The following is an 18834-nucleotide window of genomic DNA, read 5'->3' on the forward strand; positions in this document are numbered from 1 at the left end:
CCGGTGCAAGCCCCGAGGCAAGCCCGAACTAAGCGAGCGAAGCGCGCACGTGGTCGCGCTCGGGCTGGGGCAAGCGCTCCGTAGCGCGACGAATGGCGGGCGGCGGCATGCTCGACGCGTGCGTCTTCAGAAACGCAAGTACGGCATCCGGATGCATGGCCAGCAGTTCGCGCAGCACCCACCCGAGCGCGCTCGACACGGTTTTGCGCCGGTCGTCCACGCAGTTGGCGAGTAGGCGAAGGCAGGGGTCGATCGGCAGGAAGACGGCGTTCTTGCCGCTGTAATGGATGAGACTCACCATCGCGATGCGCCGGTGCCACTCACTGTCGGAGCGGCTCCACTCGTCGAGGACGGGATACACACGCTCCGGCTGGTCAGCCAGCGCGAACGAGTACAGCCGGGCAAGGTCATCGGCGTGAGCCCAGTTGTCGATGCGATCGATCCAGCCGACGGCGGTGCCCCAGAACGCGGCGCTGTCAGTCGTGGTCCACGAACGCGCGCCCATGCGCCGGCGATAGAAATCGAGCGCCGCAAACATCACATCGCCGTTGGCGGCAAGATTCCAGATCTCATCCCAGGCCACGAGAACGGATGCCGCATCCTGGTCGGTGAATGAGAAGCCAGCCGCGCCTCGGCGGCGCCGGTCGGTCGTGCGCAGACCGAAGTACTCGAACTCGGAGCGACGATCGGCCCGCACGAGTTCGCCGCGTTCGGGCGAGATGCCGGTCTCTGCAGCGTGCGCGGAAAGCGCACCGAGTACCTCGTCGTAGTGCTGCTGCGCCGTGGGAGAGCTCACGCTCTAACCTCCCACAGCGACTGCAGCTGGCGGGCGATGGCGGGTTAGGAAACCGCGCTCGACGCCGCCCACAGGTTGATGCCGGCATCCTTGGCGTGCTCGTCGATCGCTGCCAGTTCGGCTGGCTCGAACGAGAGGTTCTGCACTGCGGCAAGGTTCTGCTCCAGCTGCGAAACACTCGAAGCACCGATCAGCGCGGAGGTGACGCGGTCGTTGCGCAACGCCCACGAGATCGCGAGCTGCGCGAGCGACTGGCCGCGGCCGGAGGCGATGTCGTTGAGTGCCTTCACTCGGCCGAGCGTTTCGTCGTTGAGCATTCCCGACTTGAGCGAGCCGCCCTTGGCTGCCCGCGAGTCGGCGGGAACCTCGCCGAGATAGCGATCGGTGAGCAGTCCCTGAGCGAGCGGCGAGAAGGCAATAACACCGAGGCCGAGTTCCTCAACCGTGTCGAGGAGGCCGTCTTCAACCCAGCGGTTGAACATCGAATAGGAGGGCTGGTGGATGACCAGGGGCGTTCCGAGGTCGTTCATGATGCGCACGGCTTCCCGCGTGAGTTCGGGGGAGTAGCTCGAGATGCCGGCGTAGAGTGCGCGGCCCGAAGTGACGGCGGTGTGAAGCGCGCCCATCGTCTCCTCGAGGGGAGTGTCGGGGTCGGCGCGGTGCGAGTAGAAGATGTCGACGTAGTCGAGACCGAGTCGGTTCAGGGACTGGTCGAGGCTCGCGAGCAAGTACTTGCGCGATCCCATCACGCCATACGGCCCCGGCCACATGTCGTAGCCGGCCTTGCTCGAGATGATCATCTCGTCGCGGTAGGGGCGGAAATCTTCGCGCAGAATCTGGCCGAAGTTCGATTCGGCAGAACCGGCGGGAGGGCCGTAGTTGTTGGCGAGGTCGAAGTGGGTGACACCGAGATCGAACGCGCGGCGCAGAATCGCGCGCTGGTTGGCGAGAGGCTTGTCATCCCCAAAGTTTTGCCAGAGTCCCAGCGAGACGGCGGGCAGTTTTAGGCCACTACGCCCCACACGGCGGTAGGGCATCGGTTCGTAACGGGCATCATCAGCGACATAGACCATTCGCTAATGCTGCCATAAATTTCCTCACGAAAGCAGGGAACGGGAGTTCCTCATCGGGACCAGTGTGCTGCTGAGTAAGCCCGATCACACACCTCGGGTCCAGGGGAGCCGTAGCATTGGGCTCATGACAAAGCCCCGCGCCTCAACTTTGTGGCGCGCTGGCGTTCTTGTCGCAATCCTCGTGGCGATCGTGATCGTCGCGTTGACCGTGCAGATCCCCTCTACGGATGAGATTCACGAATGGACGAAGAGCGCAGGAAGCCCGGGGATCGCCATCTTTGTGGCTGGGTACGCGCTTCTCACGCTCACTCCGATACCGAAAAGTGTGCTCAGTATCGCGGGTGGGGTTGCCTGGGGGCTCTGGATCGGCAGTCTCATCGTGCTGATCGGCGCCCTGATCGGCGCTGCGCTTTCGTTCTGGCTCGGACGATACTTGGGGCGGGATGCCGTCGAGCACTTCACGGGCGGGCGAGTGCGCGTTGTCGATGACATGTTTCAGCGCCGGGGCCTGCTGTCGGTGATTGCCCTACGCCTCATCCCCGTGCTCCCGTTTACCCTCATCAACTACGCCGCAGGGCTGACCGCCGTGCGCGTGCGGGATTACGCCCTCGGTACTGTCATCGGCATCATCCCGGGGACGCTCGCGTATGTCGCGGTGGGCGCTTACGGTGCAGAGCTCAATGACGGTTTTTACTTCGCGCTCGGAGCCATCGGGGTCCTCGCGGTCGCTGGTGTACTTGTGGTCAAGCGCCTCCGCAAGGACGATCCCACGTCGCAGCTCGAGCCCATCACGTCAGCAGTCGACGAGCAGATCGTGCCCGATAAGGCCTAACGCTCGGCGGGTGAGCTGTGCTGCCAGCTTCGGCGATTGCGCGGCTAAGAGAGAACCGTCCAGAGCGCTTCGCACGGCAGAGAAACCGTGACGGAATCGCCCGCTGCGAGAAGATTGCCGGGGGCGGCCTCGGTGCGGATCTCGGCGTCGCCGACTCGAACGAGAAGCTCGCGACGCGGGCCGCGCTGAATGGCCGAGGTGACGACGCCGTACAGCTCGCGCGGGCCCCGACTCTGGCACGCGGTGGCATCTGAATCGCGAGTGACAGGTGGCGAGGCATCCGTTCGGTTATCGGGGACGCGCGCTGAAGCAGAGACCGCTTCCTGGCGGAAGACGAGCGTTGCGGGGCCCGATTCAACCGTGGAACTGATGGCGACGGCGCCGATCGCGGAATGATGCACCCCGTTCCTGACCTCCCCGGCGAACGCATTCTTGCCGCCAAGAAGTCGAGCAACCGCGAGCGATGCCGGCCGGTGAAAAACATTGTCGACGGTGTCGTGTTGCAGCAACTGACCGTTCTCAAGGACAACGACCCGTTCGGCCATCGCGCTCGCCTCATCGCGGTCGTGGGTAACGAAGAGGATGGTCGGATTCACGGCCTCCCGGATGCTCGCAATCATGGCGTGCATCTCATCCTTGAGTCCAGGGTCGAGGGCGCTAAACGGTTCGTCGAGCAGCAGCACGGATGGCTGTGCGGCGAGAGCTCGTGCCACAGCGATTCTCTGCTGCTGGCCGCCCGAAAGCGAGTGTGGCGAGCGGGATGCGAATGCCCCCATCTGCACCAGCTCTAGGTGCTCGCGGGCGCGCTCCCTAGCCTGCCCGCGGCTGAGTCCTGCCGCGCGATCGGCGAAGGCGACATTGTCGAGAACCGTTAGATGCGGAAACAGAAGCGGGCGCTGGAACACCATCGAGATACCGCGCTGCTCTGGAAGAAGCGCGGTGACATCCCGACCGCTGAGGCGTACTTGGCCACCATTGGCATCCTCGAGGCCGGCGATGATGCGCAAGATCGTGCTCTTGCCTGAACCGCTCGGCCCCACAATCGCGGTGCTCGTGCCCGGCAAAATATCGAGGTTCACCTCGCGCAGCGCGGCAGGGGAGGCGGCCGAGTAACTCTTCGTGATGCCCGTGAGGGTGATCGCAGAGGTCTCCACGTCAGTGGTCTGGGCGTGAGTGGTCATCGTTGCTTCCCTGGGTCGAGATTGCGGGTGCGAGCAATGAAGCCCAACAGAATGAGGGGTGGAATGACCGCGGAGAGCGACAACACCGCCACGCTTGATTCGTTGCCGACACCGGATGCACTTGAGGCAATGATCAGCGGCAGCGTAATCATGTGGCCGCCTCCCACCACGAGCGTGATGAGGTAATCGCTCCAGCCGACCAAGAACGCCAAGAATGCAGAGCGTGCCAACGCCGGAGCGATTAGGGGGAGGTGGATGCGCCACAGTGTGAGCCGTGAGCTCGCCCCGAGCGTGCGGGCTGCGTCATCGAAGCCGTCGTCATAAGCGGCGTAGGCGGCGCGCATCGAGAACGTTGTGTACGGAATCGCCACCGCAACGAGCACGAGAACGACGCCGACTGCCGGGGGTACCCACGCACGCAACAGCAGCACATTGAGGCCGAGCACCGCGGCAAACGGCGGCAGCAACACAGGAGAGAAGAGCAGAACGGTAATCGCCTTGCCGAAGCGAACGTGACCGCGCGAGAGCGCGCGGGCGGCCATCGCTCCGAGCGGGGTCGCGATCGCGGCCACTACGAGCGACAACAGCAGCGAGTGGAGGAAGGCGCGGCCGCCGCCGTTGGCGATTGCGGCGGTGAGGCCGTCGGTGCCGGCTTCCATCGGAAATGCGGCGGGGTGCATCCATTGGTTGGCGAACGACCACAGCATGAGGGGTAAAAACGGCAGCGCAAACCACAGCGCGATGAGCGCGGTCGAGACGATACGCAGCACACGGGCAACGCCGCGAGACTGAGTCAGCGGGCTGCCGTGGTCGCCGGGCATCCGCCGGGGTGGGTGCACGACCGGCTTGTCGAGGCTGACGCTCGTGGTGCTGACGCTCATTGCCACGCTCGCATTCGCCGAAGCCCGAGCATGGCTACGCCCACGATCGCCGCAGTGAGAAGCAGAGTAATCACGGCAACGGCGGCAGCCTCGGGCCGAGCGGTGAGGCTTGCCGAGTTGAATAGCCGCAGCGCCATGACCGAGAGCGGCTCGGGGTAGGTCTTGCCGAGCAACCACGCGACCTCGTAAGAACCCAGCGTGTACGCAAACGCGATAGCGGATGCCACGAGCAGCGAAGGGGCGGCGAGCGGAAACAGCACGAGTCGTAGTCTCGCCCCGCGGCTCGCACCGAGCACAGCGGCAGTTTCGTCGTAGGACGTGATGCGGGTGGCGAGGGTGCCGACAATGATGAGCGCGACGAAGGCGGATTCTTTCCACGCGTACTCCGCGATCACGGCGAACCAGGTGGGGCCGGCGACGAGCGCGGGCCACGATTCTGGCGGGATGCCGAGAATACGGGCGAGCACGCCAGAGTCGGAGAGCAGAAGGCCGACGCTCGCAGCTCCGACGAGGTGAGGCACGGTGACGGCCGCAGCGCTGAGTGCGCCCACGATGCGGCCACCCCAGTTGCCCGAGATGATGAGCACGGCGGTGAAGAACCCGACGACCGCAGCGATCGTGGTTGACACGACGGCGATCCCAAGAGAAAGCAGCGCGGAGCCGAGCAGGTTGTCGGTGCTTTCGAAGGCGTCAACGCTCAACGCGGGCGTGCCCACGAGTGGCATGAGACCGAGACTTTGCACCACAGTGGTGCCGATGCCTCCGATCACTACGATCGCGACCGGAATGATCGCCGGGAGCACGAGAAGCGTGGCGCGCATCCCCTGGCGTCGCGGCCGACTCTGCACCGCCGTCATCAACGCGCAGCGATCGTAGTGCGCCAACCGTCATCGAGTGCAGGAACCCATTCGGCCGAGAGTTCGGGGTTGGCATTCTGCGAGAGGATGTCGAAGGTTGGCACAACAGGCGACTGCGGCAGGGCATCGAACAGGGCGCGATCATCGGCGGAAAGCGCATCCAGATCCAGCACAGTGAACTGGCCCCACACGGCAGGGTCAGCCTTCGCGACCTGCTGCTCAACCGACAGAGCCTCGTTGGCGACGACCATCGCGCCAGCGATGTTGCCGGAGTTGCTGGGGATGCCGAAGAAGCTGGCATTGCCCAGCGTTCCGTCCTCCACCGTGAGCACTCGTGTGGTCTCGGGGAGCGTGCCGTTCTCCACGAGTGCGGTGAGCGTGGCGGGACCATACGTCATCATCATGTCGATCTCGCCATCGGCAAACAGCTTCGTCAGTTGTTCCGAGGTTGCGGGATAGGTGGTGCCTTCGCGCCACAGTGACGGCGCGAGCTGGTCGAGTCGTTCGTAGAGCGCAGGGGAAAGTTCGGCGAAAGCGTCATCGCTGTAGACCGAAGGAACATTCTCATAACCGCCCGAGACGCTGTAGAGCACCTCGCGTAAGAAAGCGGATCCCGTGAAGTCGGGAGCAGCCGGGTAGGTGAAGCGACCGGGGTTATCTTCGGCCCAGTCGAGGATGCCCTCAATGGTGGTTGGTGGGTTCGGCACCGTGGCCTCGTTGTAGACGAAGGAGAATTGCGCCTTGTGCCAGGGAGCCTCGCAGCCATCCACAGGAGTGCCGAAGTCTTCGGTGAGCAGTGGGTCAGAGTCGGAGACCAAGGTCATGTTGGGCAGCAGATCTGTCCACTCGCAGAACCAGGCATCAGCCTGTTTGCCAGTGCGGAAGTTGTCGCCGTTGATCCACACGAGGTCAACAGCACCATCCGTATTACGGCCAGCCTGCAGCTCAGTAAAAACGCGGTTGAGCGCATCCTTGGTGTCGGCAATCGGAACACGTTCGAGCGTGACGCCCTGCGCCGCCGCAGCTGGAGCAAGAACGTCATCAACGTACGCGTTGCCCTGATCGTCACCGCCCCACATCCACAACTTCACGGTCTGGCCGTCGGCAGCGATCTGCACATCAGCCCAATCAAAGAACTCAGGACCTCTCGGAGTGTTTGTCGGTGCCGAGCACGCGCTCAGGGCCAACGCGGTCACTGCTGCAGTAGCAAGCACGGGGAGGATGCGGCGGCGGGCAGTGGTGGGGGAAGCCGCACGACGAAACGGTAGCCAGATCTGCACGCAGGTGCTCCTAAGTAATTGAGGGCTCACGGGAAACTGTCGAGATGCCCCGCACAGCGCACTCCAGATTAAGCGCGAACAACTTATTACTTCAGTAAGCCACATCACATACGGACTTCATAGCTCCGACATAGCATTGCTGAAATGAAAAACAAACGCGCCTCAGCGCTCTGGAAAGCTGGCGCGTTCGTCGTGTTCCTCGTGGCCATTGTCATTGTGGCGTTCACGGTTGAGATTCCGAGCGTTGAAGAGATTCAAGCGGCAGCAGAAGGCACCGGCGTGCTGGGCGCCGTAATCTTCATCCTTATTTATGCGGTCCTCACCCTGACTCCAGCGCCCAAAGCCGTGATCAGTATTGCCGCAGGGCTCGCGTGGGGTCTGTGGATCGGCACCCTACTCGTGCTCGTGGGCGCCGTTATTGGGGCAGCCCTCTCCTTCTGGATCGGTCGCGTGCTCGGACGCGAAGCTGTTGAGCAGTACACGGGCGGCAAGGTTCGCGCCGTTGACGAGATGCTGCAGAAACGCGGCTTGCTCTCCATGATTGCGCTGCGCCTCATCCCTCTCATTCCTTTCACTGTTATCAACTACGCCGCTGGCCTCACCGCCGTGCGAGTGCGCGACTACATGATCGGCACCGCCGTCGGCATCATCCCCGGCACCATGGCGTTCGTCGCGGTCGGGGCCTATGGCGCTGAACTCAACACCGGGTTCTTCATCGCTCTCGGAGCGCTCGGCGTGCTCACGATCGGCGGCGGCATTGTTGCCGCACGACTGCGCAAGAAAGATGCTGCGACTGCCGCAGCCGCCGGTGATGAGGATGCCGCCAAAGAGCTCAACGCGGAGAACAACTAGCCGTGCTGGATGCCCAACTGCGCCGAGCGGTCAGTCGACCGCTCAACGGCATGGCATCCGCCCTCGACGTGCCTTGGATCACGCCCGACCGCATCACGATCGCCGGGCTCGTTGTCGGCCTGAGTAGTGCTGCGCTCGCCGCAACGCAATGGTGGAGCCTCGCGCTCATCGCGTGGCTGCTGTCGCGAGTGCTGGATGGGCTCGACGGAACTCTTGCTCGACGGCGGCTCGCTGCGGCATCCGCTTCGGGTCGGGATGGCGTTGATGCCTCGAGCTCCGCTGCTGCGAGCCAAGCGGGCGGCTTTCTCGATATCGTCGCCGACTTCGTGGTCTACGGCGCGACGGTTCTCGGCGTTGCGATCGGTGCGACCACCGCATTCGGGGCGCCCTGGTGGCCGTTCTTGCTCGTCATGTTCAGCTACTACCTCAACGGGGCCGCGTTTCTCGCGTTCTCCTCGATAGCTGAACGCACCGGCCGAACAGTCTCAGACGAAGACAACCGCTCGCTTTTCTTCCTCGGTCGTATTGCCGAAGGCGGCGAGACGGTATTTACTCACGCACTCTGGCTGATCGTGCCGTTCTTTGCATGGCAGATCGCGATTGTGTGGAGCATCATCGTGTTCGTCAGCGCCACCCAGCGGATGATCGTCGGCTACCGCCTGCTGCGCTAGTCTTTCGGCTTTCCCAACGTTGCCCGGCGAACCCGAGCCAACAGTTGGATAGCTGACTTCACGACGCCGCTCTTCAAACGGTATTGAACGTCAGCGATGGCCGCATTCCAGAGGGCATCGCTGAAGGTCGGGTAGGCGTGGGTCGCCGAGGCGAGCGCGCTCGTGGAGAGTTTCGCGCTGACGGCGAGTGTGAGCTCTCCGAGGCTTTCGCCCGCGCGCGGTCCGACGATGGTGCCGCCAAGTACCCGGCCGCGAGTATCGACGACGATCTGCGCGAAACCCTCTTCTTCACCTTCGGCAATGGCGCGGTCCGTTGAGAGGTGTTCGCCGGTGTAAACGCGGTGCTTGCCGGGCACGGCATCCGCCGCGGTGATACCGACGGCTGCGATTTCGGGCGAGGTGAACGTGACGCGGGGCACGAGCTGGTCATTGAACTTGCGGCGTAGGCCCAGGGCCGCGTTGGTGCCTGCAATACTGCCGCTTACTCCGGCGATGTGGCTAAACTTTGGCAACCCGGCGGCGTCGCCGGCCGACCAGATGTGCGGGTTGGAACTGCGCAGCGAGGCATCGACATCGATGAATCCCTCGGCCGTGATGTTTACGCCAGCGGCCTCGGGGGCGAGAGTCCCCACCCGGGTTGAGCGTCCGATCGCGGCAAGCAGGCGGTCGAAGGGCACACGGCTGCCGTCGTCGAGCACGAGCTCTCCGGCTAGTCCGTCGGTCGAGATGACCTCGGCGGCAGAGCGGCCGTTGAGCACGGTGATGCCGTCGCCGTCGAACGTCGCCTGCAGGATGCTGCTGGAACGCTCATCCTCAGTGGGAAGGATGCGGTCGCGGCGGTTCACAATCGTCACGGCGGAACCGAGTCGGGCCATTGCTTGGCCGAGTTCACTTGCGATCGCACCGCCGCCCAGCACGACGAGGCGGGGTGGTAGTTCGTCGAGTTCCCAAATGCTGTCGCTCGTGAGCATCTCGATGCTGTCGGTGCCGGCGAACTTGGGGAGGCGCGGTTCGGTTCCCGTCGCGATCACGGCCTGCACGAACGTGTGGCGAGTGCCATCGATTTCTAGCGAGTGGCGGCCAGTAAAGTGAGCATCCCCGTGGATGACCTCGATGCCGAACTCGGCAAAAGCCTCGGCGGAATCGTGCGGCTCGATCGTGGCAATCGCATCCTCGACGTGCCCCATCGCCCGCGCAAAGTCGATTGTTACGTTGTCGGCGGTGATGCCGAAGCGTTCAGAAGTCCGCATGACGTGAGCGGCATGCGCTGTAGCGATCAGTGACTTCGAGGGAACGCAGCCGGTCCAGAGGCAGTCCCCACCGAGGCGGTGGCGTTCGACCATCAACACCCGTGCACCGAATCGGGCGGCGGTCTTGCTAGCGACAATTCCGGCGCTGCCGGAGCCGATGACGATGAGATCCCACTGAGCGGGCATGCGTGTTCCTTTCGAGAGGGCGTTTGCCCCAGTCATGTTTAGCAGCGCATTGTTCAGCGAACCGTACGCTAGATCACAGTTCGCAGGGAGGGCTCGCCCGTAACATCGGGTCATGGCTACCGAAACTAACGTGAACACCGTTCCTGCTGACGCTCCCCGCTACGACGGGCTGAAGGCCGTCTTCATCAACTGCACGCTCAAGAAGAGCCCCGAGATGAGCCACACCCAGGGCCTCATGGATTCAAGCATCCAGCTGATGCGCAGTGCCGGAGTGCACGTCGATAACGTGCGCTTCATCGACCACGACGTTGCCATCGGTGTCTACCCCGACATGCGCGAGCACGGCTGGGAGAAGGATGCCTGGATGGACGAAGTCTGGCCTCTTATCGAAGCGGCCGACATCCTCGTCATCGGTGGACCGATCTGGCTGGGCGACAACTCCTCTGTCACCCGGATGCTAATCGAGCGTCTCTACGCGATGAGTGGCGAGTTCAACGACAAGGGCCAGTACGTGTTCTATGGCAAGGTCGGCGGCGCGCTCTTCACCGGCAACGAGGATGGCGTGAAGCACTCCGCCATGTCGGTGCTCTACAGCCTTCAGCACATTGGCTACGTCATTCCTCCCGCAGCGGATGCTGGCTGGCTCGGCGAAATCGGCCCCGGCCCCAGCTACCTCGACGAAGGCTCGGGCGGCCTCGAGAACGACTTCACGAACCGCAACACGACCTTCATGTCGTGGAACCTCATGCATTTGGCATCGATCCTCAAGAACGCCGGCGGTATCCCCGCTTACGGAAACACCCGCAAGGCGTGGAACGACGGCGAGCACTTCGGCTTCGAAGCTAACCCCGAGTACCGGTAACCCTCAAGTGAGCATGTCATGATGGATCCGTGCGGCGAGAGAGTGGCGTCAGCCCCCCTGGCGGGCGAACGCCCGTGGTCGCCGCAGCGAAGGGATCCTGAACCACTCATGCCGATCGACAACGGTTCGTTTAGCTGCCTCAGCGAAGTCGACCTGTTCGCCGACCTGTCGCCTGCCGAGATCGAGCAGATGGACCGCATGGCGCCCTCGCGCTCGTACTCGCTCGGCGAAATGGTATTCAGTCAGAGCCAGCCGGTGACCGCTCTTTTCATTTTGAAAAAGGGTCGCATCCGCATCTTTCGGGTCACCGAAGACGGTAAGGCACTCACGATGGCGATCCTCGAGCCGGGCGCAGTCTTTGGCGAAATGATGATGGTCGGCCAGCGCATGTACGACAACTACGCCGAAGCGATCGACGACGTTGAGATCTGTCTCATGAACACGGCGGATGTTGAGCGCTACCTCATCGCCGACCCACGCATCGCAATCCGCATCTCGCGCCACCTGGGCGAGCAAGTCGTTCGGCTCGAGGAGCGCCTCACTGACCTTGCATTGCGTCCGCTGCAGTCGCGCGTGTGCAGCACGCTGTTGCGCCTCGCCGAGGCGGCCCCCAATTCGCGCTTCACGCATCCCACGATCCGTCTGAGCCACGACCAGCTGGCCGGGCTTCTCGGTGCGACCCGCGAATCCACGAGCAAGGCCATGTCTGATCTGGCCAGCCGCGGCATCATCCGGCAGGGGCGGGCTCGCGTGGTGATCCTCGATGCGGATGCTCTGGGCCAGCTAGCTCGCCAGTCAGGCTAGTGGCACTCGCGGGTATTTCACGTCCTCGATGAAGTAACTATTACTCTCTTCCGCCTAGCTGGTCGCGGGGCTACTCTTCAACTATGAACACTGGATGCGATGAAAACTCGGTGACCGGGCGACGTCACGGCGGGCGGGTGACAGCTGCCGCAGCATCCGCACTGATCGCAGTGTTGGCGCTTGCCGGCTGTGTGCCGTCGGGATCAACGTCGTCGACAAGTTCCTCGAGCGTTCCCACCGCCTCGTCAACGCCGAGCTCGACGCCGCTACCCACGCCGGAGCCGTTGATCATCCCCGGCTGCGACACGTTGCTGCCGCTGAGCACCGCCAAGGGTCTGCTCTCTACAAGCACTCAAAAACTTGACGAGCAAGATAGTTTCACGCTGAACGGCGGCGAGTTGCCAGAGATCGCGGCCGTGATGACAGATGCCACGATTGCAAAGAATTGCATTTGGGGCGTGCCGAATTCCGACGGCTACTTCTCGGTGGCTATCGGTGATATCGCTGAGCCTGATCTCTCTGATCTCAAGGGCGCGCTGGCCGCCAGCGGCTATCAGGGCACCACAATCAACAATGTGGCCACTCTGGAGTTCACGACGGAGAACGAAATTGGAACGACCGCGGCCACTCACCTGTTTACCGGCGACCTCTGGATTCACGCCACAGGCACCTCAGTTGACCTGACGAACGCTGCCGCGACGGCTGTTCTTGATCAAATGCGCCTCGCGAACCCCACCCGCACGTACTGAGTGACACTGAAGCAGACCATTTCGTAGCAATTCTCACATTTTGGCCACAACTCTGTAGCTGGCAGACAGGTGGGTCTACCCTTCTGGCATAACGACGGATGCGAGGAGAGCCCCATGAGTGAGCAACTACGACCTGTCCAAGTTTCGATCGCTGCGGCATCCGCTGCCCTGATCGTGCTGGCCTTGACCGGCTGCGTGCAGTCTGAGACGGATGCCGCGATAGACAGCGCGACGGAACCGTCGCTGGCGCCGTCAAGCGCACCGACCGAACCTACCGCTGAACCAACTCCCGTTGTGGAGTCGCTCGTGATTCCCGAGTGCTCGACGATGGTGCCCCTCGATGTCGCCAAGAGCTCCTTCTCTGAATCCACGGTCCTTTTAGCGGAGGAGAATTTTCTGGACGTGAACGAGTGGTCTATGCCCGAAGAGGCTGCTGCGATCTCGAATGCATCGGTCGCGAAGGACTGCTGGTGGGGAGTGCCCCGCGGCGATGGGTTCTTTGGGCTCGCGGTCATCGATATTGACTCCACCCACCGCGCGACGCTAGCTTCCGCCCTGCTCGACGAAGGGGCAGTGGAGACAGCGTTAGGGAGCGTGACTGTATTGAACGTGTTGACCTTGAGTGGGTTGAACGACATCTATGACACTCACTATTTCGCCGACGACGTGTGGATTCACGGCACCGCCAATAATGACCGGCTGTCTACAAAGCTTGCGGATGCTGCCCTCGAGCAGATTCGCGTAGCGAATCCCACGCGCGCCTACTGACTCCACCTTTCCTCCGCTAACGTCAGTAGCAACCACTTCTGCGCTCCCGGGGCGCACGATCTGTCTACCCGCAGCACAGCAATCACCGCGGATGGCCGATGGGGGATGGCAACCAAAGCGACCGTAAATCAAGTTTGCACAGTCAATCTTGATCATGTACGTTTTGTCTAGCCATCCAATGACGGATAAGGCCTAGGAAGGAACCTGGATCCAAGTGAACACAACTCTTGATTCCAAGAAACTGCGAGGCCTCGGCATCGCATCGCTCTTGGTAACAGCACTCACGCTCTCCGCCTGCACAGCACCAGCAGAAGAATCCACGCCCGACGCCGGTGACCTCCTGATCTCTCAGGAAGCCTGCGACCGCAACGCCGCGGTCGGCACCATCACCTACATCTCCGGCTACGGCTACTCGGCCAGTGCCGGTCAGCTCGACGTCTTCTTGGCCGACGAGCTCGGCTACTTCAAGGACCTGTGCCTCGACGTAGAGATCAACGCGTCCGGCGCGAACGGGCAGCAGCTCGTCTCGTCAGGGCAAGCAGAATTCACGGCCCTTGGTTCGGCATCCGATGTCATGCTCGCTGCGGCGAACAGCAAGAACCTCACCGCGGTCGCGACCTACGGCAACACCCCGCCGTTCTCGATCTTCGCCAACGAGAAGATTAAGATCCTCAAGGACCTCGAAGGTGGTTCGCTCGGCTACTTCATCAACCTCACTCCGATCGCTTCCGCCATGCTGGATGCCGCTGACGTCGATGTCAGCAAGGTCGAACTGATCAAGATGACCAACTACGACCCGACCGTGGTTACTCGCGGCCAGGTCGACGCCATCGTCGGCTACGCCTCGAACCAGCCCGAGAACCTTCGCGCTCAGGGCCTACCGTTCAGCGAGTTCTTCCCCTCTGACGTTGGTGTTGAGGGCACGTACAACGTCATGGAGGTCAACTCCGAGTTTCTCGCCGACAACCGCGAAGTCGCCGCTGACTTTATGCGCGCCTCACTCCACGCCCTGCAGTTCTGCCTCGACAGCTCCGACGAATGCATCGACATGATCGCGCAGCTCGCCGAAGACAACGGTCAAGGTTCTGCCTTCCCGCGTGATCAGCTCGAGCGCACCTGGAATGTGGAATCGCAGTGGGTCAAGGACAGCAACAGTGGGCTCCCCGGAACCCAAACTGCCGCTGACTGGGCTGCCGAATACGAACTCGTCAAGAAGTTTGGAAACGTCGACAACCTGCCCGCCATCACCGACATGATGGATGAAACGCTCGTCGCTGATCTCTATGCAGGTGGCGAACTGATCTGGCCGGGAAACTAACCCGACCACCCCACTCGGATGCCGCACCACCCACCCGGTGCGGCATCCGGCATCACAACCAGGGAGTAACTGTGGAAACCGCACAGCCACACGCCGGCGTTCATATCGAGAACGTCTCTAAGAGCTTCGGCCCCGAGGGGGCACGCACGCTCGTGCTCAACCATGTGAGCCTCTCGATCAAGATGGGCGAGTTCGTTTCGGTGATTGGCCCGAGCGGCTGCGGAAAGTCGACACTGCTCAAAACTGTTGCCGGCCTCATCGATGCCGACAGCGGCGTCGTCAAGGTCGACGGGATGACGGTGAAAGCCGCGACGAAGAACAAGATGATCGGTCTTGTTCCTCAGTCTCCGGCGCTGCTCCCGTGGCGCACCGTGCTCGACAATGTGCGCCTGCCGATGACGGTGAACCCGAAAGCGAACGCGAACCGCAATCTGCGTGACCCCCGCGAGATTCTGGAGTCCTTCGGTCTAGGGGCCGCGCTCGACAAGTATCCCGGTCAGCTCTCCGGCGGAATGCAGCAGCGCGTCGCTATTGCCCGCGCTTTCGTGTTCGACCCGAGCGTGCTGCTCATGGATGAGCCCTTTTCGGCGCTCGATGAGATGAACCGTGACGCTCAACGGCTGGGTCTCCTCGATTTCTGGCAGTCCAACCGCAAGGCCGTCATGTTCGTGACTCACTCGGTGCCCGAGGCGATCATGCTCTCCGACCGCATCGTCGTGATGGGCGCGCACCCCGGTCACATCGCCGAAATCATCGACGTTCCCCTGCCGCGGCCTCGCACGATCGACGTGTACGCGACCGACGAGTTCCGCGACCTTGAAGGCCACGTGCGCGAAACACTGCGCGAAGTGATGGGACAAAAGAGTGCCTAAGTCACGCAAGAACGAGGACAGCATGTCAGCAACCGATACGTCGACTCTCGCGGTTCAGGCCGCGACGAGTGCAACGGGCCGCCGCATCTCACCGCTGGCGTCCGCCAAGCTCAAGCAGAACCTGCGCTGGACCAACTGGGCTCCCGCCGTGATCACCTTCGTGATCGCGGCTGCGCTCTGGCAGATCACGGCGATCGCGAATCCGTATGTGATCCCCACGATCGACCAGGTCTGGATGAGCCTCATCAAGGACGCCGACACATACTGGGCCAACATGCTCGTGACGGGTCTTGAGGTTGCCGTGGGCGCCAGCTCGGGCATCATCGCCGGCTTCATTCTGGCGATCATCATGGCCGAGTTCCAGGTTATGGAACGCGCCGTCATGCCGCTCGTCGTGGTCGTGATGGTCACGCCGATCGTCGCTATCGCTCCGGCTCTGGTCGTCGCGTTCGGCTTCGGCATGACCCCGAAGTTCATCGTGACCGCGCTGGTCGTGTTCTTCCCCATGCTCGTCAACTCGCTTGCCGGGCTGCGGGATGTGGATGACCGTGCGCTCGACGTGATGAAGACACTGCATGCCAGCCGCTGGGAGATCTTCCGCGACCTGCGTTTCACCGGTTCAATGCCCTATGTCTTCGCGGGGCTGCGCATTGCGCTTCCGCTCGCGATTGTCGGTGCGGCTGTCGCCGAGTTCGTCGCGGCCGGCCAGCAAGCAGGCCTCGGATCCCTCGTGACCATCGCCGCCGCGCAAGCAAATCTGCCTGTTACCTGGGCCAGCATCGCGCTGCTTTGCCTCATGGGCGTCATCCTGATTTCTCTCCTCGCTCTCGTTCGCAAGCGAGTGCTCTGGTGGAGCGACGGAGCCGCTGTGGGTCGCTAAATCCCCACGCGCGGCAGCTTTTCCCACCACCACTCTGCCCGCCACTACTCTGCCCTTTTCCGCACCCCCACCCCCAGAATTTCTCCCCACCACGAAAGGTTCCATCATGAAGAAGCTTCGCTTCGGTCTATTCGAAAACCCTCAGGCCAACGACTCGGGAACGTCGACCTGGCGTCATCCCGACAACAAGCGGGACATGTTCGACCGCCTCGACTACTGGCGTGAAATCACGACCATCTGCGAAGAGGCCGGCTTCGACTTCATGTTCTTGGCGGATGCCTGGGGCTGGGCCGACGTCAACGGCGAGCGTCCCGAGATCTGCTCGGTCGAGGGCCTCGACCTGCCGCGTCTCGACCCCGCGATTCTGGCTGCTGCCCTCATCTCGACCACCACGAATCTCGGACTCGTGCTCACGGGATCCACTCTTCTTGAACAGCCCTACGCCTTTGCTCGTCGCATTGCGAGCCTCGACCACCTCTCGGGCGGTCGCATCGGCTGGAACGTCGTCACGACGGGAACCGCTGAGACGGCATCGCAGGCGTTCGGTGTTCCGATGGTGGCGCACGATGAGCGCTACGACATGGCCGATGACTTCATGGAGGTCGTCTACAAACTGTGGGAGGGCGCGTGGGAGCGTGACGCTCTTGAGCGCGACAAGAACGGTCGCTTCGCCGACCCCGCCAAGGTTCACCGCATTGAGCACGACGGCCCGTACTTTAAGTCGCACGGCTACGGAAACTCCTCGTACTCACCGCAGGGCACCCCGGTGCTCTTCCAGGCCGGCACCTCACCGCGCGGCCGCGAGTTCGGTGGCAAGCATGGCGAGGCAGTCTTCCTCGGGGGCGGTGCTGTGGAGAAGGTCGCTGAGCAGGTGGCATCCATTCGTGAAGAAGCCGTCAAGAACGGTCGTGCTGCCGACTCGGTCAAGATCATGTCCGCCTTCACGTGCGTGATCGGCGACACCGAAGATGAAGCAAAGGCCAAGCTGCAAGAGGTGTTGGATGCGGAGAGCCCCGACGTGGCCGTCGCCTCCTACGCGTGGTTCACGGGCCTCGATCTGTCTTCCTTCGACCCGGCGACGCCGATGAAGGAGCTGCACACCGAGCTTTCGCAGACCCAGATCACCCGCTTCGGCGACCAGACGGTTGGCGATGTCCTGGCGCAGTGGCACGGCAACGGTGTGCGCAGCAAGCCCTTCGTGGGCACGGCTGAGCAGATCGCTGACGAGATGATCGCTCTCGCTGAGGGCGCCGACCTCGATGGCTTCTTGTTGACGCCGATGATTCAGCCGAGCTCAACCGTCGAGTTCATCGAGAAGGTGCTGCCAATTTTGCGGGAGCGCGGGGTTGCTGGTGAAGGCTATGACGCTCCGACGCTGCGCGAGCGCCTGCTCGGCACCGACGACTCGATCTTGCGCGATGACCACCCTGGAGCGGCGTACCGCGCAACGGCCGCGGTTGAAGCGAAGAACTAGCTCGTAGCGCGGCGAGCGGGACGGTCGCCATCTTCTCCGGCAAAGACGTAGTCGCCAGAGCGGATGCGGTCGATCACGTCTCGAGCCCACTGCTGTTCTCCGCGCAAGCGAGAGGTCGCCAGTTCGAAGATTTCGCGCACGTAGGCGGGAGTCGAGGTCGAGGTTGCAACATCACCAATGTGGTACGCGTTGCTGGCAATGCGGGCGTCGATTTCGGTGACGCGGTGTTCGAGGCCGGCGAGCACTTCTTCGCGCTGCAGGGCGTACATGAACGAGGTGAGCACCATGACGGGCTTGGTGTCGAAGACTTCGACTGTCCACAGGGCGTCGCGCAGCATCCGGAGCAATTCGACTTCGCCAGCTTCGGTCATGCGGTAGGTCGTGCGCTCGGGGCGGTTGCCGGCAGACTCGGTGCCGTTCTCGGCGAGATAGCCATCGTTCGTGAGCGACCGCAGGGCGTTGTAGATCGAGCCGGGCTGAATGTTGGCCCATTCGTCGATGTGCCAGGTCATCAGTTCACGGCGCAGAAAGTAGCCGTGAACTGGTTGGAACTGGTTCACAGCTCCCAGTACGACGAGGCGAGTTGTAGTCGACATGCCCCCAATGGTAGGGCAAGGGGTCCGCTCGCAGGGCAGAAAGTCAGTTGTTTACATGATCAAAAATGACTAACATGTAGTCATATGTTCAAACTTGACTAGCGGTCGCTGGTTGAACATTTCAAGCAAAGGAGTCCGCCCATGTCGCACAAGACCACTGCGGAAGAAGTATCCCCTCAAGTCGCGCTTCGACGAGCGCTCTCGCTCTTTCCGACTGGTGTCGTCGCCCTCGCCGCGGTTGTTGACGGCCAGCCCACCGGCATCGCGGTGAACTCCTTTATCTCCGTTTCTCTCGAACCGCCGCTAGTCGCGGTCTGCCCCGCGCGCACCTCGACTACCTGGCCCGTGTTGGCTCGTGCCACGCGCATCGGGCTGAGCGTTCTCGGCGCCGATCAAGAGCAGACGGCGCGCAGCCTCGCCTCGCGCACGGGCGATCGCTTCGCCAACATTGACTGGCGTGCAACCGAGGGTGGGGCCATCCACATGGACGGTGCGGCGCTGTGGCTCGAGTGTGAGATTCGCCATAGCTTCGATGGGGGCGACCACGAGATTGTGACTCTCGAAGTTATCCACTCCGAGGCTTTTCCCGAAGTTACCCCTCTTGTCTTTCACCTCAGCCAGTTTCGCGGGCTGTAGGTCGCGAAAGTGCTCG

General features: G+C 62.6%; 20 protein-coding genes. 12 read left to right on the top strand and 8 right to left on the bottom strand.

Translation table 11 applies throughout. The features are described 5' to 3' along the window. Window positions 1–28: 28 nt before the first annotated feature. Together I6E60_RS01755 and mgrA are read right to left on the bottom strand one after the other, a co-directional pair. Window positions 29–796: a DNA alkylation repair protein gene (locus I6E60_RS01755; RefSeq protein ID WP_197178566.1), complete on the bottom strand. Its 768-nt coding sequence runs from the start codon at window positions 794–796 to the stop codon at window positions 29–31. 44 nt (window positions 797–840) lie between these two features. Beyond that, window positions 841–1869, bottom strand: coding sequence for an L-glyceraldehyde 3-phosphate reductase (gene mgrA / locus I6E60_RS01760; RefSeq protein WP_197178568.1), 1029 nt, complete (start codon window positions 1867–1869; stop codon window positions 841–843). 124 nt (window positions 1870–1993) lie between these two features. Here mgrA and I6E60_RS01765 point away from each other — a divergent pair, with 124 nt between their 5' ends. Beyond that, on the top strand, window positions 1994–2701 hold the full coding sequence (locus tag I6E60_RS01765) for a TVP38/TMEM64 family protein (RefSeq protein ID WP_197122479.1): 708 nt from the start codon (window positions 1994–1996) through the stop codon (window positions 2699–2701). 44 nt (window positions 2702–2745) lie between these two features. On the opposite strand, the gene I6E60_RS01770 is transcribed toward I6E60_RS01765, so the two are convergent. Genes I6E60_RS01770 through I6E60_RS01785 form a run of 4 tightly spaced genes read right to left on the bottom strand, consistent with a single transcriptional unit; the run spans window position 2746 to window position 6900 of the window. Beyond that, window positions 2746–3882 carry an ABC transporter ATP-binding protein gene (locus I6E60_RS01770; protein ID WP_197178570.1) on the bottom strand — a complete coding sequence of 379 codons (1137 nt, stop codon included), beginning with the start codon at window positions 3880–3882 and terminating at the stop codon, window positions 2746–2748. Next, a complete protein-coding gene (locus tag I6E60_RS01775) occupies window positions 3879–4763 on the bottom strand; it encodes an ABC transporter permease (RefSeq protein ID WP_231601240.1) in 885 nt (294 codons plus the stop codon). The genes I6E60_RS01770 and I6E60_RS01775 overlap by 4 nt, the downstream gene beginning before the upstream one ends. After that, window positions 4760–5584, bottom strand: a complete 825-nt coding sequence (locus tag I6E60_RS01780; RefSeq protein ID WP_231601095.1) for an ABC transporter permease — start codon at window positions 5582–5584, stop codon at window positions 4760–4762. The genes I6E60_RS01775 and I6E60_RS01780 overlap by 4 nt, the downstream gene beginning before the upstream one ends. A 35-nt stretch (window positions 5585–5619) precedes the next feature. Further along, the gene (locus tag I6E60_RS01785) at window positions 5620–6900 is read right to left on the bottom strand and encodes an ABC transporter substrate-binding protein (RefSeq protein WP_197178573.1); all 1281 of its coding nucleotides are present in this window, start codon (window positions 6898–6900) and stop codon (window positions 5620–5622) included. 144 nt (window positions 6901–7044) lie between these two features. Between I6E60_RS01785 and I6E60_RS01790 the strand changes: the two genes are divergently transcribed. Further along, complete coding sequence (locus I6E60_RS01790; protein ID WP_197178575.1) at window positions 7045–7752, top strand: TVP38/TMEM64 family protein; 708 nt, start codon at window positions 7045–7047, stop codon at window positions 7750–7752. 2 nt (window positions 7753–7754) lie between these two features. After that, on the top strand, window positions 7755–8423 hold the full coding sequence (locus I6E60_RS01795; RefSeq protein ID WP_197122488.1) for a CDP-alcohol phosphatidyltransferase family protein: 669 nt from the start codon (window positions 7755–7757) through the stop codon (window positions 8421–8423). On the opposite strand, the gene I6E60_RS01800 is transcribed toward I6E60_RS01795, so the two are convergent. Further along, the gene (locus I6E60_RS01800; protein WP_197178577.1) at window positions 8420–9859 is read right to left on the bottom strand and encodes an NAD(P)/FAD-dependent oxidoreductase; all 1440 of its coding nucleotides are present in this window, start codon (window positions 9857–9859) and stop codon (window positions 8420–8422) included. The genes I6E60_RS01795 and I6E60_RS01800 overlap by 4 nt on opposite strands. 112 nt (window positions 9860–9971) lie before the next feature. Here I6E60_RS01800 and I6E60_RS01805 point away from each other — a divergent pair, with 112 nt between their 5' ends. The 8 genes from I6E60_RS01805 to I6E60_RS01840 all read left to right on the top strand — a co-directional run bounded on the left by I6E60_RS01805 (window position 9972) and on the right by I6E60_RS01840 (window position 17586). After that, entirely contained in the window at window positions 9972–10721 is a 750-nt protein-coding gene (locus I6E60_RS01805; RefSeq protein WP_197178579.1) for a flavodoxin family protein, read from the top strand. Window positions 10722–10829: 108 nt separating this feature from the next. Further along, window positions 10830–11525 carry a Crp/Fnr family transcriptional regulator gene (locus tag I6E60_RS01810; RefSeq protein WP_197123594.1) on the top strand — a complete coding sequence of 232 codons (696 nt, stop codon included), beginning with the start codon at window positions 10830–10832 and terminating at the stop codon, window positions 11523–11525. An 83-nt stretch (window positions 11526–11608) separates the two neighbouring features. Then, window positions 11609–12274 carry a hypothetical protein gene (locus I6E60_RS01815; RefSeq protein ID WP_197122492.1) on the top strand — a complete coding sequence of 222 codons (666 nt, stop codon included), beginning with the start codon at window positions 11609–11611 and terminating at the stop codon, window positions 12272–12274. Window positions 12275–12388: 114 nt separating this feature from the next. Then, window positions 12389–13042: a hypothetical protein gene (locus I6E60_RS01820; RefSeq protein ID WP_197178581.1), complete on the top strand. Its 654-nt coding sequence runs from the start codon at window positions 12389–12391 to the stop codon at window positions 13040–13042. 214 nt (window positions 13043–13256) lie between these two features. After that, window positions 13257–14360, top strand: coding sequence for an ABC transporter substrate-binding protein (locus tag I6E60_RS01825; protein ID WP_307841768.1), 1104 nt, complete (start codon window positions 13257–13259; stop codon window positions 14358–14360). A gap of 71 nt (window positions 14361–14431) precedes the next feature. Beyond that, window positions 14432–15232, top strand: a complete 801-nt coding sequence (locus tag I6E60_RS01830; RefSeq protein WP_197122494.1) for an ABC transporter ATP-binding protein — start codon at window positions 14432–14434, stop codon at window positions 15230–15232. 22 nt (window positions 15233–15254) lie between these two features. Beyond that, a complete protein-coding gene (locus tag I6E60_RS01835) occupies window positions 15255–16112 on the top strand; it encodes an ABC transporter permease (RefSeq protein WP_197178583.1) in 858 nt (285 codons plus the stop codon). A gap of 106 nt (window positions 16113–16218) precedes the next feature. Continuing rightward, a complete protein-coding gene (locus I6E60_RS01840) occupies window positions 16219–17586 on the top strand; it encodes an NtaA/DmoA family FMN-dependent monooxygenase (RefSeq protein WP_197122496.1) in 1368 nt (455 codons plus the stop codon). Here I6E60_RS01840 and I6E60_RS01845 read toward each other — a convergent pair. Next, window positions 17583–18182, bottom strand: coding sequence for a PadR family transcriptional regulator (locus I6E60_RS01845; RefSeq protein ID WP_197122497.1), 600 nt, complete (start codon window positions 18180–18182; stop codon window positions 17583–17585). The two genes, I6E60_RS01840 and I6E60_RS01845, sit on opposite strands and share 4 nt — an antisense overlap. Window positions 18183–18323: 141 nt before the next feature. Here I6E60_RS01845 and I6E60_RS01850 point away from each other — a divergent pair, with 141 nt between their 5' ends. Beyond that, window positions 18324–18818 (top strand): flavin reductase family protein, encoded by a 495-nt coding sequence (locus I6E60_RS01850; RefSeq protein WP_197122498.1) that lies wholly within the window; start codon window positions 18324–18326, stop codon window positions 18816–18818. Window positions 18819–18834 lie beyond the last annotated feature (16 nt).

The organism is Salinibacterium sp. SWN167, assembly GCF_015864665.1.
Classification (GTDB): domain Bacteria; phylum Actinomycetota; class Actinomycetes; order Actinomycetales; family Microbacteriaceae; genus Rhodoglobus.